26 protein-coding genes and 4 pseudogenes are annotated in these 23,994 nt (G+C 41.6%); 7 read left to right on the forward strand and 23 right to left on the reverse strand.

Translation table 11 applies throughout. The features are described 5' to 3' along the window. Positions 1 to 770: 770 nt before the first annotated feature. From ACLTD4_RS01330 to ACLTD4_RS01425, 20 genes and pseudogenes are all read right to left on the reverse strand, one after another. Complete coding sequence (locus tag ACLTD4_RS01330; protein WP_117623094.1) at positions 771 to 1,523, reverse strand: inositol monophosphatase family protein; 753 nt, start codon at positions 1,521 to 1,523, stop codon at positions 771 to 773. A gap of 131 nt (positions 1,524 to 1,654) precedes the next feature. Beyond that, positions 1,655 to 2,425, reverse strand: a complete 771-nt coding sequence (locus ACLTD4_RS01335; RefSeq protein ID WP_117623095.1) for a TraX family protein — start codon at positions 2,423 to 2,425, stop codon at positions 1,655 to 1,657. Continuing rightward, a complete protein-coding gene (locus ACLTD4_RS01340) occupies positions 2,422 to 2,886 on the reverse strand; it encodes a GNAT family N-acetyltransferase (protein WP_117623096.1) in 465 nt (154 codons plus the stop codon). The genes ACLTD4_RS01335 and ACLTD4_RS01340 overlap by 4 nt, the downstream gene beginning before the upstream one ends. A gap of 195 nt (positions 2,887 to 3,081) precedes the next feature. Continuing rightward, positions 3,082 to 3,687, reverse strand: a complete 606-nt coding sequence (locus ACLTD4_RS01345; protein ID WP_117623097.1) for a hypothetical protein — start codon at positions 3,685 to 3,687, stop codon at positions 3,082 to 3,084. A gap of 241 nt (positions 3,688 to 3,928) precedes the next feature. Beyond that, a pseudogene (locus tag ACLTD4_RS01350) lies at positions 3,929 to 4,039 on the reverse strand (glyoxalase); the annotation flags it as partial. Between the two features lie 97 nt (positions 4,040 to 4,136). After that, entirely contained in the window at positions 4,137 to 4,799 is a 663-nt protein-coding gene (locus ACLTD4_RS01355) for a hypothetical protein (protein ID WP_117623098.1), read from the reverse strand. Positions 4,800 to 4,852: 53 nt separating this feature from the next. Further along, positions 4,853 to 4,994, reverse strand: a pseudogene (locus tag ACLTD4_RS01360) (glyoxalase); the annotation flags it as partial. Between the two features lie 45 nt (positions 4,995 to 5,039). Then, positions 5,040 to 5,570 carry a GNAT family N-acetyltransferase gene (locus ACLTD4_RS01365; RefSeq protein ID WP_117623099.1) on the reverse strand — a complete coding sequence of 177 codons (531 nt, stop codon included), beginning with the start codon at positions 5,568 to 5,570 and terminating at the stop codon, positions 5,040 to 5,042. Positions 5,571 to 5,617: 47 nt separating this feature from the next. Further along, positions 5,618 to 6,082: a VOC family protein gene (locus ACLTD4_RS01370; RefSeq protein WP_117623123.1), complete on the reverse strand. Its 465-nt coding sequence runs from the start codon at positions 6,080 to 6,082 to the stop codon at positions 5,618 to 5,620. Between the two features lie 99 nt (positions 6,083 to 6,181). Beyond that, positions 6,182 to 6,943, reverse strand: coding sequence for an MBL fold metallo-hydrolase (locus ACLTD4_RS01375; RefSeq protein WP_117623100.1), 762 nt, complete (start codon positions 6,941 to 6,943; stop codon positions 6,182 to 6,184). An 89-nt stretch (positions 6,944 to 7,032) separates the two neighbouring features. Further along, positions 7,033 to 7,239: pseudogene (locus ACLTD4_RS01380) on the reverse strand (chromosome partitioning protein ParB); the annotation flags it as partial. Positions 7,240 to 7,666: 427 nt separating this feature from the next. Continuing rightward, entirely contained in the window at positions 7,667 to 8,623 is a 957-nt protein-coding gene (locus tag ACLTD4_RS01385) for a phosphotransferase family protein (protein WP_117623101.1), read from the reverse strand. A gap of 3 nt (positions 8,624 to 8,626) precedes the next feature. After that, positions 8,627 to 9,958, reverse strand: a complete 1,332-nt coding sequence (locus ACLTD4_RS01390; RefSeq protein WP_270467780.1) for an MATE family efflux transporter — start codon at positions 9,956 to 9,958, stop codon at positions 8,627 to 8,629. 94 nt (positions 9,959 to 10,052) lie between these two features. Next, a complete protein-coding gene (locus tag ACLTD4_RS01395) occupies positions 10,053 to 11,111 on the reverse strand; it encodes an AraC family transcriptional regulator (RefSeq protein WP_117623103.1) in 1,059 nt (352 codons plus the stop codon). 280 nt (positions 11,112 to 11,391) lie between these two features. Further along, positions 11,392 to 11,667, reverse strand: a complete 276-nt coding sequence (locus ACLTD4_RS01400; protein ID WP_117623105.1) for a hypothetical protein — start codon at positions 11,665 to 11,667, stop codon at positions 11,392 to 11,394. A 58-nt stretch (positions 11,668 to 11,725) separates the two neighbouring features. Further along, a complete protein-coding gene (locus tag ACLTD4_RS01405; protein ID WP_117623106.1) occupies positions 11,726 to 12,247 on the reverse strand; it encodes a hypothetical protein in 522 nt (173 codons plus the stop codon). Beyond that, a complete protein-coding gene (locus ACLTD4_RS01410) occupies positions 12,244 to 12,612 on the reverse strand; it encodes a hypothetical protein (RefSeq protein WP_117634548.1) in 369 nt (122 codons plus the stop codon). Before ACLTD4_RS01410 ends, ACLTD4_RS01405 begins: the two co-directional genes overlap by 4 nt. A 78-nt stretch (positions 12,613 to 12,690) precedes the next feature. Continuing rightward, a pseudogene (locus tag ACLTD4_RS01415) lies at positions 12,691 to 12,930 on the reverse strand (hypothetical protein); the annotation flags it as partial. Between the two features lie 88 nt (positions 12,931 to 13,018). Further along, entirely contained in the window at positions 13,019 to 13,450 is a 432-nt protein-coding gene (locus tag ACLTD4_RS01420; protein ID WP_002591367.1) for a DUF3788 domain-containing protein, read from the reverse strand. Positions 13,451 to 13,463: 13 nt separating this feature from the next. Beyond that, entirely contained in the window at positions 13,464 to 14,390 is a 927-nt protein-coding gene (locus ACLTD4_RS01425) for an AraC family transcriptional regulator (protein ID WP_117623109.1), read from the reverse strand. A 204-nt stretch (positions 14,391 to 14,594) separates the two neighbouring features. Between ACLTD4_RS01425 and ACLTD4_RS01430 the strand changes: the two genes are divergently transcribed. The 5 genes from ACLTD4_RS01430 (at position 14,595) to ACLTD4_RS01450 (ending at position 17,700) form a co-directional block, all read left to right on the forward strand. Then, positions 14,595 to 15,176 carry a TetR/AcrR family transcriptional regulator gene (locus tag ACLTD4_RS01430; protein ID WP_002583499.1) on the forward strand — a complete coding sequence of 194 codons (582 nt, stop codon included), beginning with the start codon at positions 14,595 to 14,597 and terminating at the stop codon, positions 15,174 to 15,176. Positions 15,177 to 15,282: 106 nt separating this feature from the next. After that, positions 15,283 to 16,128, forward strand: coding sequence for an ABC transporter ATP-binding protein (locus ACLTD4_RS01435; RefSeq protein ID WP_117623110.1), 846 nt, complete (start codon positions 15,283 to 15,285; stop codon positions 16,126 to 16,128). Next, the gene (locus tag ACLTD4_RS01440) at positions 16,125 to 16,808 is read left to right on the forward strand and encodes an ABC transporter permease (RefSeq protein ID WP_117623111.1); all 684 of its coding nucleotides are present in this window, start codon (positions 16,125 to 16,127) and stop codon (positions 16,806 to 16,808) included. The genes ACLTD4_RS01435 and ACLTD4_RS01440 overlap by 4 nt, the downstream gene beginning before the upstream one ends. Beyond that, positions 16,805 to 17,503, forward strand: a complete 699-nt coding sequence (locus ACLTD4_RS01445; RefSeq protein WP_117623112.1) for an ABC transporter permease — start codon at positions 16,805 to 16,807, stop codon at positions 17,501 to 17,503. Before ACLTD4_RS01440 ends, ACLTD4_RS01445 begins: the two co-directional genes overlap by 4 nt. A 68-nt stretch (positions 17,504 to 17,571) precedes the next feature. Next, entirely contained in the window at positions 17,572 to 17,700 is a 129-nt protein-coding gene (locus ACLTD4_RS01450; RefSeq protein WP_263870212.1) for a hypothetical protein, read from the forward strand. A gap of 269 nt (positions 17,701 to 17,969) precedes the next feature. On the opposite strand, the gene ACLTD4_RS01455 is transcribed toward ACLTD4_RS01450, so the two are convergent. Further along, on the reverse strand, positions 17,970 to 19,118 hold the full coding sequence (locus ACLTD4_RS01455) for a sensor histidine kinase (RefSeq protein ID WP_117623113.1): 1,149 nt from the start codon (positions 19,116 to 19,118) through the stop codon (positions 17,970 to 17,972). Further along, on the reverse strand, positions 19,105 to 19,812 hold the full coding sequence (gene vanR / locus ACLTD4_RS01460) for a VanR-ABDEGLN family response regulator transcription factor (RefSeq protein ID WP_055654318.1): 708 nt from the start codon (positions 19,810 to 19,812) through the stop codon (positions 19,105 to 19,107). The genes ACLTD4_RS01455 and vanR overlap by 14 nt, the downstream gene beginning before the upstream one ends. A 236-nt stretch (positions 19,813 to 20,048) precedes the next feature. On the opposite strand from vanR, the gene ACLTD4_RS01465 reads away from it, so the two are divergent. Both ACLTD4_RS01465 and ACLTD4_RS01470 read left to right on the forward strand, forming a co-directional pair. After that, entirely contained in the window at positions 20,049 to 21,080 is a 1,032-nt protein-coding gene (locus ACLTD4_RS01465) for a threonine aldolase family protein (RefSeq protein ID WP_117623114.1), read from the forward strand. Positions 21,081 to 21,147: 67 nt separating this feature from the next. After that, positions 21,148 to 22,590 carry a phospholipase D family protein gene (locus ACLTD4_RS01470; RefSeq protein ID WP_117623115.1) on the forward strand — a complete coding sequence of 481 codons (1,443 nt, stop codon included), beginning with the start codon at positions 21,148 to 21,150 and terminating at the stop codon, positions 22,588 to 22,590. A gap of 94 nt (positions 22,591 to 22,684) precedes the next feature. On the opposite strand, the gene ACLTD4_RS01475 is transcribed toward ACLTD4_RS01470, so the two are convergent. Then, a complete protein-coding gene (locus ACLTD4_RS01475) occupies positions 22,685 to 23,986 on the reverse strand; it encodes a S41 family peptidase (RefSeq protein WP_117623116.1) in 1,302 nt (433 codons plus the stop codon). Between the last annotated feature and the right edge of the window lie 8 nt (positions 23,987 to 23,994).

Below are 23,994 nucleotides of genomic sequence, written 5' to 3' on the forward strand. Positions count from 1 at the left end.
TACTTAGGGATAATAGTTTATGTTTAATTTCCGGTTCTATATTAACTTAATAAAATAGTGTCCATCATCCATAAAGAGGTAATGTACTTGAAGAGTCCAGACCATCAGCTAATTTATTGTTTTTTGATACACTGCCTTTTCTACAACACACGTAAGGAATACCGACAATTCTTAATTAATAGCATAGGCAAAGCCTACAAATCAATCCATAGAGGGATAGCAGTTGGTTTTGTCTCTCAAAGCCTTTCATAACGCCTCCAAAAACAGATTACCAGCCTGCTCTTTGGTAAGCCAATTTTAGATAATCATCATAACTTTTTAACTGCACACGGTCTCATAATTCGCTCAGGCTTAATAAATTATCCTAATAGTCATCTGATCACATTTTTTAGTCAGTATACTATAGGATTTTCAACGAGGCCCTATCTGTTCAAATTCTCAAAGGAAATGAGACTCAAAGGAACTCCAGTACTCTATTATAATTCTCATCCTCCCTAAGAACAGAATAGTTTCCACACAACAAAGCACCTGACTACCAGCAGCTAGAATCTTATCCTATCTAAAGTTACATTAGGCCATGACTGATAGGATGATCGCGGCTCTTGCAATGGGTAAACCGCCTCCACATTTAAGTCCGCATTTTCCGAGAATTGAATAGAACATTGTTAGTTCCACCACTTTCTGGACTGGCTTCTGATTTTTCGCTTTGAGAAGATGATACCCAGAAGCTAACCTTCTCCTACATCAGGGTACCCAAGTGAACACATAGCTTACAGTAACTTTAACAGTTCTGTATGGATAAATCCATTTGTTCCCACCACACTGCTCCCCTTTTTCGGTTCAAGCGGTTCTCCTGTAAAATCAGTTACCTTGCCTCCTGCTTCCTGAATCATAAGCATGCCGGCTGCATAGTCCCAGGGATTTAGGTAAATCTCGAAATAGCCTCCCTGTCTGCCGCAGGCGGTATATGCCAGTTCCAGAGCGGCAGAGCCAATCCTGCGGACATCCTGGCACTGACCAAACACCCTGCGGAACCGGGCAAAATTTTCATCGGCCACTTCTCTTTTTGCTGTTCCCAGCCCAATCATTGTGTCGGATAGTTTTTCTGCATTTGATACATGTATGGGCTGCCCATTTAGAAAGCTGCCCTTTCCCTTAATTGCAGAAAACACTTCATCGCGGAAGGGATCGTATATAATTCCCATAATAATATCCCCCTGGCAGCAAAGGGCTAAAGATACAACGCTGTGCTGATAGTCGTGCATAAGGTTTGTCGTCCCGTCAACAGGGTCTAAAATCCAAAAGCTATCCGCTTTTATTTCCTGCAATCCGGTTTCTTCTCCAAGGAATTGAATATCCGGCGCAAGGGCAAACAGTTCCTTTTTTAAGAAATTCTGTACGGCAATATCTACCTGCGTTACATAATCTGCAAGACCTTTCTCTTTTACATGAGCGGCCATTTCACGGTTTTTAATTAGCCCTTGCGTTTTTGTTACTAAACTGATAATTTTCTGAATATCCATATGCGTTTCCTCCATAGGCACCAAATACCTGGTTGCAAAATAGAGATTTGCAAACCATGCTTATTAATTTAAAGGGTTAAGAAGATACGGTTTGAAAGAACTCACCAAACACGAATTGACAAAGCTTAACATTACACCTTGAGAACCAGCCGAACTAGACCAATTATTAGCAAATGAATTGGATAAAAGGCATAAAATAACCAACGGGGAACCTTCAGGTTTGTATAGGTACGGGGGAAGATAAACAAAGCGGCAAAGGCCATTGCAAAAGTCCAATCCATTGTAAGACCACCCAAGGTGAGATTCCGAAAATCACCGGAATGGACGAGAAGCGCTGGCGGAACCGTAAACAGCAGATAGAACATGGCCCCTACTACCGGATTGTTGCGGCAGAGATAGAACACCAGCATCAAAAAAATCCCGGTGCTGGAGTAATCGAAGTTCCACCATGAAATAACGAAAAAGGATAGTGAGAACAGCCACCATTTGCGTTCTTTCCATCCATACATCGCCAAAAGGCTTAGAAACAAAGTGAAGAAAATATTCCAGTTAGTAAACTGCGCCCAAAAGTCATACGGATGAAAAGCAAGGATATAACAGGGTTGTGAAATCAGTGCAAAAATTCCCAAACGGAATAAATATTTCTTGATATCGTGGGTATATAGCAGTCCTACTGTCATGCAATAACAGAAAATTGGAAACGCCAGCCGTCCGATCCAACGCAGCACCCTTACCTCCGGGAAAAAAACGCTACCAATGTGGTCGATGAGCATTGAAACGATAGCGATTAGTTTGAGAAAATCAGTATCCAGATTTGTTTGCAGTCGGGCCTGATTATCTGAAAACGTGGGTGGGTTAAGCAAAAGTTCCTTCACCCGCATTAAGTTTTGTGTTATCTTCATATGGTTTCTCCATCTTTTTCTCCGGTTTCTATAAATCCAAAAGAGGCATACAGCGATTTGGCAACCGTGTTCTCTGGCTCATATGACAGCCAACAGGAATCGGCTTTACCACAGGGAAATGTTCTGATAAATCTTAACGCAAGTTCTACAGCCTTTTTCCCATATCCTCTGTTTTGATAGCTCTTATCTATCATCAATCTCCACAGGTTATAATTTCCATCTGCTATAGCAGGTGCATCCTTCCAATAATCATCTTTGCCATAACCAATCATCACAAAGCCGACCGGATGTTTATCTTCATAAATTCCAAACGGAAAAGCATACCCGTTGGCTGTAATAGTGGTATACGCTTCAATAATGCTGATATCATTGCCAGCAACAAAAGATTTCTGACTATCTGAGACTTTTAACTTTAGAATATCCCAGACATTTTCGCCATTTATCTTTTCCAAATGAATCATTCCATTCACCTCTGAAAATCCCGATTTGTTAAATTGTTATAAGCCAACTTTTTTGAAAAATACTCATTGATGCAATGCCAATTTATATAGGTTGTTTACTTGAAATAAGGCCGGATCTTAATCTTGCCATAAAACTGCATTCCAAAATTTCTTAACCTCCATCTCTGCGCCCCTGTCAAACTGATTCGTCATTTCTTACTTTTCGATTGAAATAAACGGAGGAAAGGTATCGGAGCTATCGTTACGCCGCATAGTTTTTGAGTCCACATCAAAACACTTGCCGTTGTATTCATAGTGTAGCTTGTTAGCTTTAACATAAAAACAATGTTCCGATTGAAATGCAACAGGCTTAAAATGCCCTTCTTGTATCGGCTGATCCCGATACAAGACCTGATCTTCCGATAACTTCAGCACATCATTTTCAAGATGCACATCATAAATCCCACTTACGATAGCCTCTGCTGCCACATTTTTCCCTGATGCTGAAATGAAACGAAAACAGCCAGTCAAACTATTGGTGCTTTTTCGCTCCGCTAGTTCAAATCGGAACAGGGATACACCGCTGAAATCTTTTCGCAATTTTTCCCGTTCTCCATCCTTTCCCATGAGCCATATCTTCTCATTAGATACAATAAACATATCCAACTGAAATCCGCTCTGAGAATATTTTAGATTAGAGAAAGATATTTGATCTGAGTAAACGCCCTGTAACGCACCATTTTCAAGTTCGTAAACTAATTCCTTTGTAAACAGCGTTTTGCCATCCACATTCGCTTCAATGAAGTTGATGATTTCTTTCATTAGCACTCGCCCATCCTTTCAATTTAAAATACACCTTTTTATGCCAAGAACGCATAAAAGCAACTTACAATTTTCAAGCCACACAACTTCTTATTTTCTTTCCCGCTCAGCTACACGGCAGCTTTTCTAAATCCCTACCAACCTCTATGAGATGCCACTCCAGATCTATGTTGTGTTACTCACCAACAAACCTGAAGTTAGCAAGTGCGCATTATACCAATGAGGTGGCTATATATTCATTTTATAGATCCATTTTTGCAGAAACTTCTTCCATAGTCATTCCAGAAGCAAGGAACCGCTTTACTACCATCTGCATATCCTCTCCAACCTCTATGAGATGCCCATCCCGATCGCTGTTGTGTTACTTACCGGCAAACCTGAATTGATTTATACGACAAATCCCTCGACAAACTGGAATTTGTACATTATATTAGTGCGATATTCTATCATCAATTCGTCCAAATACATAGTTTATCCAATCCAATTAACTTATCCAATCCAGCCAATCCATGAAGTCTGACTTCACCAATTTCTAATACTTTTAGATTTGCTAAAGACTCTAAGAACTTTAAACTATGTATATCCACTTCACAGGACATTAAACGTATCGTTTCTAAGTTGGGCAAATATGCAAAGTCATCTGCTTCTAACATTCCCATATCAATGGAATCTTCTGCATCTGCCAAACCTTCATAGTCTTCTTGTTCTGCCCAATAGGTTTTAACACTTTCCTCAAACAATTCCATGGCTATAGTGTCTACCGTAGGTGCATCTGCCTGCAATTCTTCTTCCTCTTCTAAAATCTCCTTTTTCAGATATAAAACTATATCCGAGCCCCAATTATGTATTTCTGCAAATTCATTCAAACTTTGGAATCGTCCGGTATCTGCGATACAAGCACTCCGCCACTCATCTCCAGCATTGCTAAATTTAAATTGCATAGGCAATTTTTCCTTTCCAAAAGCTAATTCGTAATCATGTGATGTGGACACATACAAATATTTGATGGACGCAAGCGTTGCCTCTGTAATAGGCTCATCTGCTTCAATTTCCAAATAATTTCTAATACATTTTTCAAACCATTTTGATTTAAAATAAACATTATTATTCATACTTTTCCTCCCTGCTTAGTTCACGAGATTCAAATTTATTTTTCCACTGTAAATTAACTATTCAGAAGTTTTGTCAAATCCTCAATAGATACGTCCATCTTAACAGACTTCTTCCATAGTCATTCCAGAAGCAAGGAACCGCTTTACTACCATCCGCATATCCTCTCCAACCTCTATGAGATGCCCATCCAGATCTCTATTGTGTTACTTACCGGCAAATTTAAATTGATGAAAGAGGGTCTATATTGAAATCCAGTATCGTTGAATAATTCCACTTTCACTAAGTCCTACTGTATCAGGGATTTCTTTTTCCAACACGCCCCCATTTTTTACAATCGTTTTTTGTGATGCTTCATTCTTTTTATCGCATGTTAGTAAAACTTTGCTTTCTCCAAACTCACGACAGATAGGTAAAATCAATCTTAACATTTCGGACGCATAGCCTTTCTGCCGTTCCGATGGACGAACACTATATCCGATATTACCTCCAAAATTAAAGAGGAAGTCGGATAATGGGTGTCGAAAATCAATCATGCCAACAACATAGTTATCTTTTTTTCGTATAGCCAAAAACACTTCTGATGGAACATATCTGTCCTTGTATTTTGCTTTTAATCTTGCTTCAAAATCAATCCATTCCTCAAATGATTGTACATTTTCAAGACCAGCACAACCGTCAAAACTATCTCCATTTTGTGACATTTCTTCTTTATATGACATAACTTGGTCTGCATATTGTTTAGACGGTCTGACTAACAATATTTTACACATCGCACTTCTCCCCCCAAAATCCCGATTGTTTATTCCCTTACCATATATTAGTTGTTTAGAAGTTTTGTCAAATCCTCAATGGATACGTCCATTTTTGCAGATACCTCTTCCATAGTCATTCCAGAAGCAAGGAACCGCTTTATTACCATTTTCATATCCTCACCAACCTCTATGAGATGCCAATCCAGATCGTAGAACCGAATCACACGTTGCCCCCAGCTATGTTCGATAACTTCTCCCAGATACTCAATCTCCGGGTATTCTTTCAGCTTATTTAGGAAGCCATCAAAATCCTGCTCCTCAAAAACCACTTCTGCATTATTGGATTTCTTCAATACCTTTTCTTTTGGTATACTTACCAGCCAGTCAAAATCCTGCTGTAATGCCAGACCGCAGGTAAAAGCGATATTCTTTCCGTAATCCTGATAGACCTCTAGCCCGAACAGTTCCTCATAAAACTTTCTTGCGGCGCTGATGTCCGCTACTGATATAACTGTACATACATACTTCATATAAATGTTCCTTTCAAGCCTCTTTTGCTGTTCTTTAGTTCTGATAAAGCCTTTTGCATAACACACACAACTAAATGAAATTATACTGCTTCCTTCTTTTTATAGCCATACTGACCAATCTCCATAGTCAAATGTACCGCTGCCGTGATGTAATTTACCATCTTCCCGTAACTGCCTAAACGCATTTCTCATTCTGATTAAAATCTCCGGCTGAATATCCAAACTATGATGCGCAGGAAAAACCTTTTTGACCGGAAGCTCCGAAATCTTTTCAAGAGAAGCAAGGTATGCGTCCGGGTCTGTTGACGGATAATAGGCAAATAAAGTGTCCTTGTAAACCAGGTCTCCGGTAAACAGATAACCTCTGTCTGATTCCCAGAAACACATATGCCCCGGAGCATGGCCCGGGGTATGCAATACCTGTATATTCCGTCCACCTAATTCAATGTTCTCTCCATCCTCCAATACCTTAGTTGGCGTCCCCTGGAAAAACTCATAAGTGCCTGTATCGTAACCGTCTGGTAAATCGCAGCGGTCTGCCACCATCTCTCTGATTGTTTCTATTGTCAGCGGAAACTCACCATTCAGCCAGCTCAATTCTTCCGCATGGGCATAAAAGTCCGGAAAATACTTATGGCCGCCAATATGATCCCAATGAATATGGGTGGCAACGGCCGTAACAGGCTTATTTGTCAGCTTCACTACTTCATCATAAATATTGCAGATTCCCAGACCCGTATCAATCAATAAGCTGCGGCTGGAGCCATTTAACAGATAGCAATGCGTCTCCTCCCAATGCCGGTATTCGCTGATAATATATGTACCTTCATCAATCTGATCAATCGTGAACCATTTATCCATTTGCAAGCATACCTCCATAATTAATATCTGATTCCCTTTGCAGAACAGCACTTATTTTTCTGCCAAAGGGCGTTTATACTTTCACTCATCTATATTATTGACTCTTTTTCCGTCTCTTCCTCTACAGGGCGCCACGCCTCTCCAAATTTTATATCCCTGAATAGCGCGGCAAGACCTGTAATCTGCTTGAGACGCAAAATTTCATCTCTATCCATTCCCAAATGCTTTGAGATCCAGGCGTCTGATCGCCCAAACTCATGAAGTTCCTTTACGATGTTGATCATCAGATCCACATCGATTGCGGTTTTGTTTTTCCATGGCTCTTAATCTCTTTCATTATAATTTTACGGTTTTATTATAACTATTTACCTGACATATTGGCAATAGTCGTATTGGTAAGGTATGCAACTAGGTTGGTACATTTTGATACTGACAGAACTAGTTTGCCATGGTATAATTCAGGCAGAGAGAAGGCTAGTTATGAAACCACAATAAACAAAATTTACTTTTGTATATAACGAAATTAAGCAGTGTAGAATGCATTTTACAGGTATATCAGACTTTTGCTCTAATATTGCCTTCACTTATGGTTTTTGCTTTGCAGGGATGTGATGTGGAGATAATGTATGAACTTTCCTTTAAATTCTTTCTTATATTTTACGGAATAGGGGATAGCTGCTTGTCAAAATCATAGTGTTACTTTATGATTGTAAGATTCAGCTTTTAGTTCTGCACTTTTTTAAACTGTTTCATCAACAGTTGTGTTGAATAGTAATAGCTGTCCATTGTTTCATACTTTCTATACTCGCACTCCAACGCTACCAAAAGCATTAAATACATATCATACCACAAGGCTCTCCTCTGCTGATATTCTGTTAGATTTCTGATTCCATAGCCTTTTTGAAAATAGGTATTATCAGAATACGTGCGGAATCCCACTTCCATGAGGGGATCACCCCAAAGGCTTCGTTCCCAATCTATAATACCTGTTACTTTTCCAGACTGAACAAAAATATTTCCGTCCCAACAATCCCAATGAACCAGCTTCGGCTCCGTCACTTCATCAAAAATAATCTTATCTCTGTCAAGGCAGCGCCACATCTGGTCGATTGATATTTTCAAATCAACGTTTCCTTGTCGTGCGTCATTCACCCCGGCCTCCAACATCTTACGAAAAATCGGATACCATTCTTTTCCCTGAAATGCAGACTGTCCGGGATATCCAAACACAGGGCAGGGTATATCATTTATTCTTTTATTTATTTTTCCCGCTTCAATATAGATGTGGTTAATCTGTGCTAACGGAAGGCTGTCTTTTACAGCATTAAGGCTTTTTCCCTCTAATTTTTCCATAAAGAAATAAGGTGAATCGCAAATGGTGCAACTGTTATCATAACCCATGACTTTAGGTACAGGTATCCCGCCATGACGAATAGCCAGTTCCATTGCCTGCACTTCACTGAACATGATATTTTTTTCATAAGTCATAACGCGCATTTCTTTTGAGGGCGCAATTTTTAATATTACCTGTTCCCCGTTACTCAAATGAATTTCATAGGCCATATTAAAATACCCTTCTGTTAGTTCGTGAAAACTCACCATTCTAAGCGGTGTAAAGTATTTTTCCAACATTTTTGATATAGTTTCCTTGTTCTGCTTGTTTTTTGTCAGGCTCTCCATTTTTTATTGCCCCTTTCTCTCAATTTTATAGTTATATACGGCCAATCCAGCAATCAGCCATTCCGCAAAGGCTAACAGCCACCATACAATATCAAGGCTATTCGACCACCATGCTGCCAGTAAAAGCGGCAGACGAATAATAAAAATACTTTCCAACGACAAAAGCAGGACTTTTTTTCCATATCCCAGTGCCAGAAAGTAAGCCTGAATTACAGGCATTATGCCGCCAATTACCAAAGAACAGCATATAATCTGTAATGCAGATTTTCCCATTGCGATAATTTCAGCATTTGCAGAAAATAATTTTATAACGTCTCCTGCGCCCCAATAGATACATACTGCAATAATGCAGCCATATACAAATCCAGAAAATATAGCATAGGACACAGTCCTTTTTACCCGCTCAAAACGCTGGCGTCCCCAATCAAAACCAAGCATAGGTTGGATACCCTGCATAATTCCAAAGAACGGTGTAGAAAGAAACGACTGTATTCTTGATATCAATGTATATGTACTGATTGCTTGCGTACCGCCTATTTGTCCTAATATTTGGTTTCCAACGATACCAGCCAAACTACTTCCGAGGCTATTAAGAAAAGCAGGCAGACCAATATACAATATTTCTTTACACGCCTGCCCACTCCACTTTATGTCTCCCAGTGTCACCCGACAGGGGGTTTTTTTGCGGACAAAAAAGTAGTAGATGCTGATTCCAGCAGAAAAAAGCTGTGCAATTAAGGTTGCTATTGCGGCACCTGAAATATCCATTTGAAAGCCATATATAAACAGTGGGTCTAAAAGCAGGTTAATAATTACCGGGCAGCACCATTGTATAGTAGAATAAAAGACATCTCCCTCTGCCCGCATAATACCAGAAAAACCGGTGCTGATGATAGTGCCTATCAGCATAATCTGCCCATATTCTACGGCATATGGATAAATTTCAGAGGTACAGCCCAATAACTGCAACAACGGTTTCAAAAAAACAAGTCCTGTAATTGTAATTGTCAGGGAACACAGAGCCCAAAGCCACATCATACAGCCCACTACCTTTTTCCCGCCAGCCGGATTCCGCTCGCCCAACCTGCGGGATATAGTAGAAGCGCTACCCGTTCCCAAAGTAGAACTGATACCATTCACTAAGAGTAGAACTGGCGAAAAAACCCCAATAGCGCCGCTTGCTACACTTCCTATTCCTTTTGATACATAAAACGTATCTGTAATGGTATAGATATTGTAAATCATAATGGAAAATGTCGTCTGTGTACATAGCTCCAGCATGAGTTTTCCGATTGAATCCTGTTCCAATCTATTCTTAACTTGTTCCTTTGCCATAATAGAGATTCCTCTTTGTAAAAGTATTAGAGTGCAGTCTTTCATCAGGTCACATCTATACATTTTACATATAAGGGCAATTATATTCTATTCATTAATTTGTGGAATTTTCTATACTCATTTTACTATAGTTTTTTCGATATTCAGTAGGTGAACACCCAAACTTTTCTTTGATGCCTTGATAAATGGGGACAGCATTTTGATAGCCTACCACTTGTGCAATTTTTTCCACCGAATAATCAGAGCTGCTTAAAAGAACAGCCGCCTTTTCCAGCCTGCTTTCTCTGACTAAATCCTGAAAATTCATCCTGCAATTTTCTTTAATAACTCGGCTCAAATAACTTTGACTAAAAGAAAAAACATGAGCCAATTCTTCCAATGTGACATTTTCACTGTGATTGTAAATATATTGAAGAATTGCACCGGCCTGCAAGGAACTGTGGGGCAGGCGATACCTGCAGCACCTGTATTCTTTGGGTCCCCTTTCAAGAAAAATCATTAGAAGTTGCAGACAACTTTTTATTGCGGCCTCATAGCAACTTTGTTTCAAGTAGTATTCTGTCATTATCTTTTCTATGAGAAGCTTCCCGCCACCCATACAATGACAATACTGTAAATAGTTATAATACTCTCTCTGTGGAGATTTTGCGCTCACGAAAAAATCAAACAGGGGACTATGATGATTCATTTTCTGAATAAAATCATAGGAAATCCATTCCATAGGAACAATAATTTTAATCAAAACAGACTGTTCATCTTCCTGCTGTAAAGCATGAATAACGCTCTGATTCAACATGAATAAATCGCCTTCCTGTAATACAATACAGGTTTCAAGGTTTTCTATGAATTGTTTGCAGTGTCCCTTGTATACATAAAGAATTTCTACAAAATCGTGCTTGTGAAAATATACGGGTGTTCTCTTGATATGGATTTTTGCCGAAAACTGGTTTTGCACTCTTATTAGAATCCACTTATTTATTTCCGCCTGTAAAGCGTTTGGAAATTGATAGGTGCCATCTTTCAATGACTTCTGTAAATCATCGTCCAATTCATATTCGTCCTGCATAATCACATTCAATTCACGATCCAGCCGTTCTGTTTCCAGCTTTTTTGATAAAGCCAATATGTCATTAAAATTTTTCGTATTTTCCATATGGCATCACTCCCTCGCCAGCAAGAGTATCTAGCAAATTCTATCGGTTATTTATCAATCTGACTTTATTAATAACCAAAAGTACTACTTTTCTGCCAATCATAGCATAACGAATTATAAAGTGCAATATAAGCACATGCTCTATGCCATTCCAATACTTCCATTTATCGCCTTCTTCCTTCCACTGATCAGGCACCCCCATAGTATTTAAAATCTGCCTGTTTTCGTTTTGAGACATAACCGATATACTCCATTGCTTATTGAATTTGCTTTCTGCACATCAGTATATGTCGTAAAATTCCTCAGCGTCTCTTATAACGTTTACCTGGGTATAATGGGGAGTTGCATTATATAGCCAGTATTCAGATGCCTGGTCTGCATTAGGATCAATTATTGCAGCGACACTTCCCAGTAACTGAGGTATATACTGTTTATAACTCTGCGTTACTTGAGACGCCGGACTATGTTCGCCTGGTTGGCTCCCTTTCACATATCTGATTCCTCCATTTCCAACCGCCTCACCATTAAGATGTAGCGTACTTCGATTTTTAGCCATCTTTCCCTCCGCCTTTAATTTTTAAGCATTTTTCCTTATATGCCTTTTTCGTAATATTTTACCATCCTTCTACTTTTAAATAATCTTTTATGTCATCAACATCCAAAGGGATCAATCCTTCTCCTCCTCTCCATAAGGAAATCACAAGCATTCCATCTTGTAGAAAGAATGAATTTCTAAAAAGGAGTGGACCAAGTGACTCTTCAATTGGAGCGTAGCCATTTTGAATCAATTCCTCTTGTGTATAGGAACATTTATTAAGTTCTTCTAATAGTTCAGATGATGAATATTCACTTAAATCTGCCACCCATCTCCATGGTTCCAGATCATCCAGCGTCTTTATAATATCAGGATTCTCCTGAAGAAATTCCACAAAATCTTCATTGACTTCCAGTAAATCATCAAGCTGAACACGCTGACCGGTCATCATGTCTATTGTAACATAATCATTGATAAAATCCTCACGAACGCTCTGATATATAAATGAGTTCCCGACCGAAAGATATTTACCCACATGACAGGTAATTTTCAAATTAACCGTGTTTGGTGTTAGAACCTTTCCTCTAATCCAGGAAGTCATCGCTTCTTTAATGTTCTAATTATATTTTCAAGGGGCAATTTATCTTCTTGCATATCCCTGACTTGAACAACCTGAAATGAAAACTCATCACGCCACGGCAAATCCTTGAATTCTGATGTATCAACTAAAGATATGCTGTAAGAATATTCTGTATCCGCATTTCCTTTATCTATGTTAACGGCTTCCTTGTTAATTTGCAACAAATCCCCCGTCACCACGCCGTTTTCTTCATCTATATTAACAGCTTCCATAACTGGTTGACTATCATTCATTTGCTCTGTATCTGGGGTAGCGCAACATTCCGTAAGCAAAAGTAAAAGCATAAACATTATTATTACTTTATGGAAAAGAGTTAATTGCTTCATTATATGTTTTCTCCCTATTATAGTTATTGGAGGCATCATTCCAGCCATTTGGAGCTCTGCCTACATCAGCCCCATTTACTAAGACTCTTCCATTTGGTACACTAAATGTCTTTTTTCCATCCCTAATGTCAGATAAGATAACTCTTCCATAGTCATTCCAGAAGCAAGGAACCGCTTTACTACCATCTGCATATCCTCTCCAACCTCTATGAAATGCTCGTCCAAGTCATAGAACCGGATCACACGCGGTCCCCAGCTATGCTCAATGACTTCTCCCAAATATTCGATGTTCGAGTATGCTTTCAGCTTATTCAGGAAGCTTAAGCATACCATTGATGAGCAGGCAATTTTTTAATTTGAGATAATTGATTTTCTATGGAATGGTAAATGAATGATTAAGAAGTTCCTAAGGCGATATACTCCTCTTTCTAAGATTTATCAGTTCAAAAACATTATTCATAATCTCCTTATCCCGTACTTCTAACATCAGCCATTTCTGTCCGTTACCAGTTTTTGCATCTCTGAATACTTTCTGCACATAGTCAGAAAATAACGGCATTAATAATTCTGCCTCCGTAAGTTCACGGCTTCCTATCACCACAAGAGCGATAAAATAACCCTGCATTGGGTAACAGGTACAAAGAGATTTCCCGCTTTTCTTGTATTTAATATTCCAGCCTGGCTGCATGGAACAGCGGCTGTAATCCATATAAGGCTCAATCCGGTAAGCGGACCGGATGCGGCTGTCAAACTCTGCCCATAACGGATTGTCAATATACTCCGCTATTTGCTTCAGAGATGGAGCATCGCCGTTTGTATAAAGCATATTCCAATCCATCCCAATATCCCTCCTACCCTTTTTCCAACGGTATGGGCTTGATCCAAATTTCCATACAGGCCATATCTTTTAAGTCACGATAATACTTTTCTGCTGAGAATGGCTCCGTTGTTAAGCTGTGATGCGGCAGCCATGTACCGAAAAGGTATTTCCCCCCCTGATTCAAGGCAACCGTTACCAAATCCTCAAAATTTTCTGCTTCAATCCTGCAAACGATGTATTCTCCCGCCGGGAGTTCTCTCTTTACAAAGTCTCCCTGCTGATTATGCGGGATATCTCGAACAAGACCGCCCGCAAAATACGTGAAAAGGCCCTGTGCCGTATTTTCCGTATGGGACATTCCCATTTCCACATTTGTATCAATGTCTGCTGCGATTAACGTCTTCTCCATATGGTAGCGTTTCCAGAGCTGTCCCGGCACATCTACACCTGTGCTTTCACCAGCCGGAATCTGTTCGGAAATACGGACTTTTGTTTCAAAGCCAAGGTAAAGTTCCGGTTCCGTCAACGTTTTTCTCTGGATTTCCAAGACGATATTTCCTACCACCAGCGGAACCCCTTCATCTACTAAGACGTAATTCATGGAAACTTCCGGCTTGTCGAATGTGTTGAGCATTGGTAAATCTCTCCTGTACTCTTCGGGTGTGACTCCATACGTTTCCTTGAAGGCCCGCGTAAAATTTGCATGGCTTGTAAAGCCATAGTCCAGGGCAACGTCAAGTATTCTCTGTTCGGTATTACCCAGATTTTCAATCACCTTTGCCAGGCGGCGGAGCTTCACATATTCCTGAACCGGTTTACTTACCAGCCGCTTGAACAAACGCTGAAAATAGAAAGGGGACAGGCCGGCTATATTTGCCAGTTCCTCCGTATAAATTTCTTCTGTTAAGTGTTCCTCGATAAATGTTAAGGATTGTTCGATTGCTTCCCATGCGTACATTGTTGTACCTCCTGTATTTGATGTTCACATTATATCATCTTATTTTTTACCGGGCTTATCACACAATGCGCTTTTTTTCAGGAAATCGCTAGGGTACTGCGGCATTTTTTTTCAATTACTTTAGATAATAATTGACAATGCGGGCCATAAGTGGTATATTCTATATGACTATATTAAATATTTAGTCATAAGGAGGTGATAAAAGTGCCACGCTTTACTGAAAAGGAAAAAGCATTTATTAGTGATAAACTACTGGCCGAAGGCGAAAAACTTTTTTCCCTGCATGGATTAAAGAAAGTGACTGTTGATGATTTAGCTGTTGCCGCCAATATTTCCAAAGGCTCCTTTTATGCGTTTTATCCCAGCAAGGAACACCTGTATATCGAAATCAACTTTCAATTACAGCAGAAACTTTTTGAAAATATTGAAACAGTGGTGAAGAAGAAGCATTATCCTACGCAAAAGGCTTTAACCAAAGACGTCATTATGATGAGTCTTACCGGAATCATTACTTCTCCCATCCTGTCGCAGATTGATTTATCCATAATGGATTATCTGCAGCGAAAGTTGTCCCCTGATATTTTCAGTAACCATATGTACAATGATATCCGCATATTGGAAATGTTGCAGCAAATGGGAGTACAGTTTACCGTTCCTCATACTGTATTGATTAAATCTCTATATTCTGTGTTGACCTGCCTGGAGCAGTTCAGGGAAGATGAAGAATTAGAACAGATACAAACACTTTTAGTTGATGGTATCGTGGAACAGGTTGTTAAGAAATAGCAGCACTTGTTTGGTTATTTGGCTGACAGGTAGCCAAACATTTTTTTAATCTTCATATGACTATATTTTATTAATCGTCATATATTCAAAAAAGGAGGAAGTAAAAATGATTGAAGTCAACAAGTTATGTTTCAGCTACACAAACAAACCTTTTGTCGAAAATGTGAGTTTTCACGTAGGACGGGGGGAAATCTTCGGTTTTCTGGGGCCCTCAGGCGCCGGTAAATCAACCATACAGAAAGTCCTGACCGGTCTTAACACAAGATATAAAGGGAGTGTCAAAGTAGCTGGAACGGAAATCCGCGAAAGGACTAACAGATTTTACGAGCGTATCGGCGTTGATTTTGAGTTTTCCACCTGTTATGAGAAATTCACCGCACGCGAAAATCTGAACTACTTTGGTTCCCTGTATGACCGGCCGCTCCGTTCCACTGAAGAACTTTTAAGAATGGTGGGGCTGGAAAATGACGGTGATAAAAAGGTATCCGATTTTTCAAAAGGTATGCGTTCCAGGCTGAACTTTATAAAAGCCCTGGTCCACAATCCGGATATTCTTTTTCTTGATGAACCCACCAGCGGCCTTGATCCTACCAACAGCAGGCTCATGAAAGATATTATCCTTGCCGAGAAAAAACGCGGGAAGACGATTATTATTACCACACACAATATGTTTGACGCAACTGAACTGTGCGATCAGGTTGCTTTTATCGTATCAGGAAAGGTCAGCGCCCTGGATACCCCACATAATCTTATCATGTCAAGAGGCGCTGCTAAAATCCGGTACTCTTATTTTGAAAATGGAGAAAAGACGGGTGAATGCATGCTTACACAAACTGCGGATGATAAACAGCTAAATGAACTAATCCGAAGCAATAATCTTCGCTCTGTCCACAGCAGTGAGCCGACATTAAATGATATTTTCGTGGATATAACAGGGAGGACGCTGCAATGAAATTAAGAAGATTAGTCTGCGGCGATATCCACTTCCAATGGAAATATGGCTTTTACTTTATTTATTTTGTTTTGACGGTGATTTATGTCTTCGGCATTACAGCTTTACCGGATAACTGGAAACACAATGCAGTCGCAATTATGATTTATTCCGATCCGGCGGCCATGGGGCTGTTCTTCATGGGAGCGATTGTTTTACTTGAAAAAAGTCAAAAGGTACTCCATGCGATTGCCATATCGCCGGCAAAAGTATCCGAGTACATCCTTGCCAAGGTATTTTCACTGATGTTTATATCCTGTGTAGTCGCATTGATACTGGGAATTGCGGCAGGAAATAGGAACCTATCAGGTATCATAATCGGGACAGCATTAACATCATCGATTTTTACTATGCTCGGTATCATGGCTGCCACGAAGATTGCGAACCTGAATCAATTTTTAATTGTAATTATGCCCATTGAGATTTTATGCTTTGTTCCCCCCATTGCAGGATTATTTACAGACCTGCCGAAAATTTTACGGTTCTTTCCATTTATGGCCTGCATGAATTTAATAACAGGGTACAGCCAGAACCCGTTTCTGGATTTGGTTCTGGTTCTTGCGGCAAATTTTGTGTTATATCCGGCAGCACATAAGATGGTATCAAAAATGTGGCGGAGTATTGGAGGTGTGAAGATATGAAAAAAGTATTTAACAGCATAGGGCAGGTATTCCAACAGATAAAAAAGGATCCCATGATGCTTGCAGCTTGTTTCACCCCGTTTCTGGTTGGCGCCCTTATTAAATTTGGAATCCCATTGATAGAAAAAGCTTCAAAATTTTCTTTACAGCCCTATTATCCGATGTTTGACTTATTCCTTTCTATCATGGCACCAGTGCTTCTTTGTTTTGCTTTTGCCATGATTACCTTAGAAGAAATTGATGATAAAGTTTCCAGGTATTTTTCAATAACTCCGCTTGGAAAATCAGGATATATTTTTTCAAGGCTTGGAATACCTGCAATTCTGTCAACGGTTGTTACATTTATTGTGATGGTAATCTTTTCATTGGAAAGATGGTCCGTCATCATGGTTTTAGGCTTGTCCGTTTTAGGGGCGGTCCAGGCTATTATGGTAGCTCTGATGATCATTACCCTTTCCGCTAATAAACTGGAGGGAATGGCAGTTACAAAACTGGCTGCACTTACATTACTAGGAATACCAGCCCCATTCTTGATTGATAGTTACTGCCAGTATGCTGTTGGCTTCCTTCCATCATTCTGGGCAGCTAAAGCTGTGCAGAATGAGGCGGTTCTTTATTTTCTCATGGCTTTGGCGGCAGCTTTAATCTGGTATTATTTCCTTACAAAACGTCTGTTTCAGAAGCTGGCAGGATAATGAACTTCTCCATTCTGCATAGAACGGGGCAGATGATTTAATACAACTGAAAGGAGGTGAAGTAGGTTATGGAGCAATACTGGTGGATTATCATTGCCGCGGTTTTGATTGTCGTTGGCTTACTAAAAATGGTTATTATGAAAAAATACAATGATAAAAAGAATCCCAAAAAGCGTCCACATAATGATGGAGATTAGTCAGCTGTACATGGGCCACAGCACCCGGTCTTGTTGCGGGTGCTGTGGCCATGTATGCGATAGGACGCTGTTTATGTGGGAAAAGTACAATCTTGCCGCTTGATTTCCGTGCCCGAAAAGCCCTATTATATAACGTCTTTTCGCTTCTGCCGTGACAGTCTGGGCTGACTTGGCATTTACAGCAAATAATCTGTACTTGACATTACATAATCGTCTGATTCCCCGCCTGTTCTATCAGGTCGATTGAAATGGTAAATGTATTAAAATCGCTAAGATGCTGTGACAGAGATTTTGGATGATGCTGATGGGATTTCAATGATGAAAGAAGTGTGTCCATTACTGCTTTCAGCCTTTATCTGTCCACCATGCAGTACAATAATATTTTTTGCAATGGCAAGTCCGAGGCCGGAGCCTCCAGTTTCGCTTAATCTCGCATTGCTTAAACGGCAGAATTTATCAAAAATCACATTGAGCTTATCCTCCGGAATTTCCCCGTCATTTTCAAATTGAATCACAGTCCATTCTGAAAGCTCTCTGGCTGATACTTTGATAACGCTGTTTTCCTCACTATAAGAGATGGCATTTTTCAGGATATTATTAAATACTCTGGCCAGCTTATCCGAATCTCCATATACAGATATATCCTCATCTACATGATTCTCTATAATTTTTCCACATGCATTTAACTGCGGATACAATTCATCTGAAATCTGTGCAATCATATAGTAAAGATCAACCTTTGTCTTTTGGAGCGGAAGAGATTCTGAGTGACTGCGGGTAATCTCGAAAAATTCATTAACCAGAGTCCTGAGCCGGTTCGCCTTTTCCCATGCAGTGTGGATATATTTTGCTTTCTCCTCATCGGGCATATCCGGTGTTTCATCCAAAAGGCTGAGATATCCGATTACAGAAGTAAGTGGGGTCTTGATATCATGAGCCAGATATACCACAAGATCATTCTTCTGCTGCTCTGCCCTCTTGGCCTTATCCGCCCGTTCTGCAAGCGTCCGCTTTACATCAGACAGTTTGTGCTCCACACTCTCCAACTCCGGAGACAGGGAAATGGCTGCCCTTTCTTCCATAAGCTTGTCAATCCCTGTTACTACCTCATCAAAATATCTTTTATATGTATCCAACAGCATATGGAACAACAAAAAAACAAATATGATTATGACCAACGCAAGAATAAACTGCATATTAGCAGTCACCATCTGGAAATATATCAGATCAGCTTCATTCTCACTGATTGAAAGAATGCGTGCAATCCACTCAACAATCGCATCTGCCAGGTGTCCGCGTGTCAGCAGCCGCAGTGCAAAGACTGCAGCAACTGCCCCCACTGTAATCCATAATCCCCGGATAAACGTAATACGGCCGAGCTTTGAATAGTTGTACTCTGCTTTTTTAAATTTCACCAATTTTATATCCAACCCCCCATACCGTTTTTATATATCTGGGATTTTCCCCGGTATCCTTCATCTTCTCACGAAGATGGCGGATGTGTACAGTAATCGTATTGTTACTCTTGGTATAGTATTCTTCCTGCCAGATTTCATGAAATAATTCTTCGGCACTGACGACACTGCATCTTCGCTCTAAAAGAATCCTTAGTATGGAAAATTCTGTAGGAGTCAATGACAGCGTCTCTCCATTAAGCCGGCATTCATATGTCTTAATGTTCATCGTCAATCCGGCATATTTAAAGATTTCATCCGCTGCCGGAACCGCCGACCCCACATTGTATTTCTTGTAACGGCGAAGCTGGGCCTTTACCCTTGCCACAAGCTCAAGAGGCAGAAACGGTTTTGTAATATAATCATCTGCACCAAGCGTAAGCCCGGTAATTTTATCCGTCTCTCCATCCTTTGCAGTAAGCATGATTACCGGATATGTGTACTCCTTACTTCGTATGGACTGACATATCGAAAGCCCGCTGATATCCGGAAGCATGATATCCAATATAGCCAGGTCAAAGTCTGTACTCCCAATACAGACAAGTGCTTCCTCCCCTGAATAAAACTTATATACATCCATATTTTCATTTTGGAGATATACTTCAATCAGATCCGCAATTTCTTTCTCATCATCAACAACAAGTATTTTTTCAAGCAAAGCATGACACTCCTTTCAGTTTAAATTATATATATTATACCGAATTTGTGGCACCAATGTGTTTATATATATTGGATAAATGATTAATTATTTCCTAAGATACACATAAATACCATTTTAAATTCAATGCAGAAGAAAAGGCGGCTATCCCCTCCACTTTTCCTCTCCCACCTTGCAATTCCCCCTCATTTGGTATATGATTAGTCTCAGACTATCAGATACAGGGAGGACTGTTTATGTACAGTTTTAACAACGATTACAGTGAAGGCGCTCATCCAAAGATCCTGGAAGCGATGATGAACTGCAACTTAGCACAGAACGGCGGATACGGACTCGATATTCACTGCGAAAATGCGCGCCGCTTAATAAAAGAAGAGATTGGACGAAACGATGCGGATGTCCATTTTATCACCGGCGGAACCCAGACGAACTTAATTACCATCGCCGCCGCGCTTCGCCCGTGGCAGGCTGTTATCGCCACAGACAAGGGCCATATCAATGTCCACGAAACAGGAGCCATCGAGGCTACCGGCCATAAAGTTCTGGCCATGCCGTCTAAGGATGGCAAATTAACCCCGGCAGACGTTTTAAAGGCGCTGGATACGCATACCGATGAGCACATGGTTCAGCCTAAGATGGTCTATATCTCCAACTCCACGGAGATCGGAACCCAGTATTCAAAAGCCGATTTAGAGGCCCTGCACCATATCTGCCGCCAGAATGATCTCTATCTTTTCCTGGATGGAGCCCGCATGGGAGCGGCACTCACAAGCCCGGTCAATGACCTGACCCTTCGTGATATTGCAGAGCTGGTAGATGTATTTTACATAGGCGGCACCAAGGCCGGCGCACTGTTCGGCGAGGCGCTCATCATCTGCAGAGACGAATTAAAGCCGGATTACCGCTTCATGATCAAACAGCGCGGCGCCATGATGGCAAAAGGATGGCTTCTGGGAATCCAGTTCGAAGAACTGTTCCAGAACCATTTATTCTACGATATGGCGGCACATTCCAACGATATGGCGGCCATCTTAAGAAAAGGGATTGAACAGTGCGGTTACTCCTTTATCTCGGAATCCATGACAAACCAGCTGTTCCCCCTCCTTCCGGATGCGGTCATCGAAGCCTTAAGCGCGGATTTTCTCTTTTCCATTCAGGAACGCGGCACCAACGGATCCAGTGCGATCCGTCTCGTCACTTCCTGGGCCACGAGAGAAGACGCCTGTCACGCCTTCGTCGCAGCCCTTCAAAACTGCAAAATCAAATAATTACATATAAGGACACTACGGATTGCAGTAATAGTGTCCTTTACCCGTAAAAAAGGATTGATATGATATGAAACGGCGTATTTTCGTCATCCTAAAATGGGCTCTGCTCCTCTATCTGCTTTACCTGGCGGCAGGCGCCCTGCTTCCCTTCGTACATACAAAGAAAACGGGAGAAGAATTTAAAAATAACTTTGAACCAGCCTCTTTTTATTCGGAAACAGAAAGCGTTGACAGGGCCCGCGTCGTAGAGACCAGCATGGATGCCCTGGAAAGCCGCGTTTTAATGATCCATCAGGCGGAGAAACGCATCGTGCTCTCCACCTTCGATATCCGGGACGGCTCCAGCTGCCGGGATATCTTCTCTTCCCTGCTGGAGGCCGCGGACCGTGGCGTAAAGGTTCAGATTCTCGTGGACGGATTGTACGGAACTCTTCATATGCAGGGAAACCCGATCTTCTACGCGGCAGGGACCAATCCGAACATTGAGATAAAATTTTATAATATTCCCAACCCGCTGAAGCCGTGGACCATCAACGGGCGCATGCATGACAAATATCTGCTCATTGACGATAAGCTCCTGCTGCTGGGCGGCCGCAACACCTTTGATTACTTCCTTGGAGAGTATAACCTGCGCAATTTAAGCTATGACCGTGACGTGATGATCTATAACACGAAGCATGGTCAGGAGGAGGCATGGTCCTCCAGCGTTCTTTCGGAAGCATACGAATATTTCGAAGCGATGTGGCAGTCCGGGTACTGCAAAACCGTGTTTAACGCCCCCTCTGCGTCCATGAAGAAGAAACTGCCTGCTGCAAGGGCGGAGCTGGCCGAGTATTACCAAACCCTGAAAGAAGCCATGCCGGAGCTGGTTCTGGCCGGTCACGACTACGGACCGGAGACCGTGGCAATCAACAAGGCCACCCTGATCTCCAATCCCACCCACATTCTTGCCAAGGAGCCCTGGGTCTGGTACCAGGTCCAGTACCTGATGGCACACGCGGAGAAACAGGCTTATATCCACACTCCATACGCTGTCTTCAGCAAAGACATGTATGAAGGAATGAAGGAAATCACCGATTCCGTACCGGAGGTCACCATGCTTTTAAACGCGACTTCCGTAGGCGACAATTTTATGGCCTCCTCCGATTACACGAGAAACCGCGGAAAAATACTGGATACAGGAGTTTCACTCCGTGAATACTTCGGAGATCACTCTTCCCACGGGAAATCGATCCTGGTGGACGACCGCCTCTCTATCGTAGGGTCCTATAACCTGGATATGAGAAGCACCTATGTGGATACGGAGACCATGCTGGTCATCGACGGAGAAGCGTTCAACCGGCAGCTGAAGGCCTGCATCGACGATCTGGAGGCCGATTCCCTGGTGGTTCAGGCAGACGGCACCTATGTCCCGGACCCGGACGTTCCGGTGATTCCGGTCCCTGCGAAAAAGAAATGGATCTTTGCCGTTACCTCCCGTCTCTTCCAGCTGTTCCGTTACTTAATATAAGAATATAAAAAGACGAAGAAAAAAGGATCAGAATCCGGGGCTCTCATGCCTTCGATTCTAATCCTTTTTTCGCCTTCCAATATTTTGGAACCAGTTATTTATCCAGCGCCTTCAGAGCCGCCTGAATCTGGTTATCTTCCTTCACATCCACCGTAATCTGATTCTTAAACTCTTCTTTCAGCTCCACTTCCACGTCCGGTTCGATTCCCTTTCCGTGTAAATCGAAGCCTGACGGTGTATAGTAGTGAGCCGTAGTCATCTTGATGGCAGTTCCATTGTCCAGAGGAATCAGATTCTGTACGATCCCCTTGCCAAATGTCTTTGTTCCCACAACTGTCGCCCTGCCGTAATCCTTCATGGCTCCCGTAAATACCTCGGAAGCGCTGGCAGACTCTCCATTGACCAGAACAGCCATCGGAATATCGAGAGAATGACCGTCGGAGGCGTATTCCTGCCCTCCCTTGCCATTCTTATCGGCCATATACACAAGCAGCGTCGCTTCCGGGTTGGTACGCACCAGATCCTTATCACCCTCGATCATTAAATCATCCGGAAGGATATAATCCAGCATACCCACCACAGCATCCAAAACGCCGCCCGGGTTGTTCCTTAAATCAACCAGAAGCTTCTTCATGCCCTGTTTCTCCAGATCATCGACCGCAGCCTTAAACTGACCGGCTGTCACTACATCGAACTGGCTTACCGCAATATACCCCACATGGTCTTCCAGCATCTGGTATTCCACTGTCTGTACCGTGACATTGCGGCGTTCCATCTTCAAATCGACGTATTCGCCCTCATCCTGCCGGAAGACAGTGAGAGCCACCTCAGAGCCGTCTTTTCCCTTGATATAATCCTTTACCAGAATATCCATATCCATTCCGGTAACTTCCATGTCGCCTACCTTATAGAGAACATCGCCCGGCCTCATGCCTGCTTCCGCCGCCGGAGTATCCTTAAATACCTTGATCACAGTAATAATTCCGGTGCTTCTGTTCTGGCTGATCATGACACCGATTCCATGATACTCGCCCTCCGTATCCTCGCTTAACTTCTGGTACTCCTCAGCGGTGTAATACGTCGTATACGGATCGTTTAAACCGTACATCATGCCCTTGTAGATCCAGTCTTCCACCTTCGTGGTATCTTCATCGAAGAGATAATATTTATCTATAATCTGTTGAAGCGTAGTGATCTTCTTCGTAATCCGGTTTAAATCCAGCGAACCGTCCTGGTTTTCCGCCTGGTTTGATTCGGCCGCCTGCTGTGGCCCGTCGATAGCGGTTCTCCCAATCAGAAATATTCCGAGGGACATGCCCACGATGATCAATCCTGCAAATGCTGTCAGAAGTGCGCCGACCAGGGCGCCTTTCCAAAATTTATTTTTGTTTTCCAATGTTATTC

Source organism: Hungatella sp. (assembly GCF_046966825.1).

Coding starts and splice junctions, on each gene's coding strand:
- ACLTD4_RS01330 (WP_117623094.1), bottom strand. CDS start 1,523: ATGGATATTCAGAAAATTATCAGTTTAGTAACAAAAACGCAAGGGCTA.
- ACLTD4_RS01335 (WP_117623095.1), bottom strand. CDS start 2,425: ATGAAGATAACACAAAACTTAATGCGGGTGAAGGAACTTTTGCTTAAC.
- ACLTD4_RS01340 (WP_117623096.1), bottom strand. CDS start 2,886: ATGATTCATTTGGAAAAGATAAATGGCGAAAATGTCTGGGATATTCTA.
- ACLTD4_RS01345 (WP_117623097.1), bottom strand. CDS start 3,687: ATGAAAGAAATCATCAACTTCATTGAAGCGAATGTGGATGGCAAAACG.
- ACLTD4_RS01355 (WP_117623098.1), bottom strand. CDS start 4,799: ATGAATAATAATGTTTATTTTAAATCAAAATGGTTTGAAAAATGTATT.
- ACLTD4_RS01365 (WP_117623099.1), bottom strand. CDS start 5,570: ATGTGTAAAATATTGTTAGTCAGACCGTCTAAACAATATGCAGACCAA.
- ACLTD4_RS01370 (WP_117623123.1), bottom strand. CDS start 6,082: ATGAAGTATGTATGTACAGTTATATCAGTAGCGGACATCAGCGCCGCA.
- ACLTD4_RS01375 (WP_117623100.1), bottom strand. CDS start 6,943: ATGGATAAATGGTTCACGATTGATCAGATTGATGAAGGTACATATATT.
- ACLTD4_RS01385 (WP_117623101.1), bottom strand. CDS start 8,623: ATGGAGAGCCTGACAAAAAACAAGCAGAACAAGGAAACTATATCAAAA.
- ACLTD4_RS01390 (WP_270467780.1), bottom strand. CDS start 9,958: ATGGCAAAGGAACAAGTTAAGAATAGATTGGAACAGGATTCAATCGGA.
- ACLTD4_RS01395 (WP_117623103.1), bottom strand. CDS start 11,111: ATGGAAAATACGAAAAATTTTAATGACATATTGGCTTTATCAAAAAAG.
- ACLTD4_RS01400 (WP_117623105.1), bottom strand. CDS start 11,667: ATGGCTAAAAATCGAAGTACGCTACATCTTAATGGTGAGGCGGTTGGA.
- ACLTD4_RS01405 (WP_117623106.1), bottom strand. CDS start 12,247: ATGACTTCCTGGATTAGAGGAAAGGTTCTAACACCAAACACGGTTAAT.
- ACLTD4_RS01410 (WP_117634548.1), bottom strand. CDS start 12,612: ATGAAGCAATTAACTCTTTTCCATAAAGTAATAATAATGTTTATGCTT.
- ACLTD4_RS01420 (WP_002591367.1), bottom strand. CDS start 13,450: ATGGATTGGAATATGCTTTATACAAACGGCGATGCTCCATCTCTGAAG.
- ACLTD4_RS01425 (WP_117623109.1), bottom strand. CDS start 14,390: ATGTACGCATGGGAAGCAATCGAACAATCCTTAACATTTATCGAGGAA.
- ACLTD4_RS01435 (WP_117623110.1), top strand. CDS start 15,283: ATGATTGAAGTCAACAAGTTATGTTTCAGCTACACAAACAAACCTTTT.
- ACLTD4_RS01440 (WP_117623111.1), top strand. CDS start 16,125: ATGAAATTAAGAAGATTAGTCTGCGGCGATATCCACTTCCAATGGAAA.
- ACLTD4_RS01445 (WP_117623112.1), top strand. CDS start 16,805: ATGAAAAAAGTATTTAACAGCATAGGGCAGGTATTCCAACAGATAAAA.
- ACLTD4_RS01450 (WP_263870212.1), top strand. CDS start 17,572: ATGGAGCAATACTGGTGGATTATCATTGCCGCGGTTTTGATTGTCGTT.
- ACLTD4_RS01465 (WP_117623114.1), top strand. CDS start 20,049: ATGTACAGTTTTAACAACGATTACAGTGAAGGCGCTCATCCAAAGATC.
- ACLTD4_RS01470 (WP_117623115.1), top strand. CDS start 21,148: ATGAAACGGCGTATTTTCGTCATCCTAAAATGGGCTCTGCTCCTCTAT.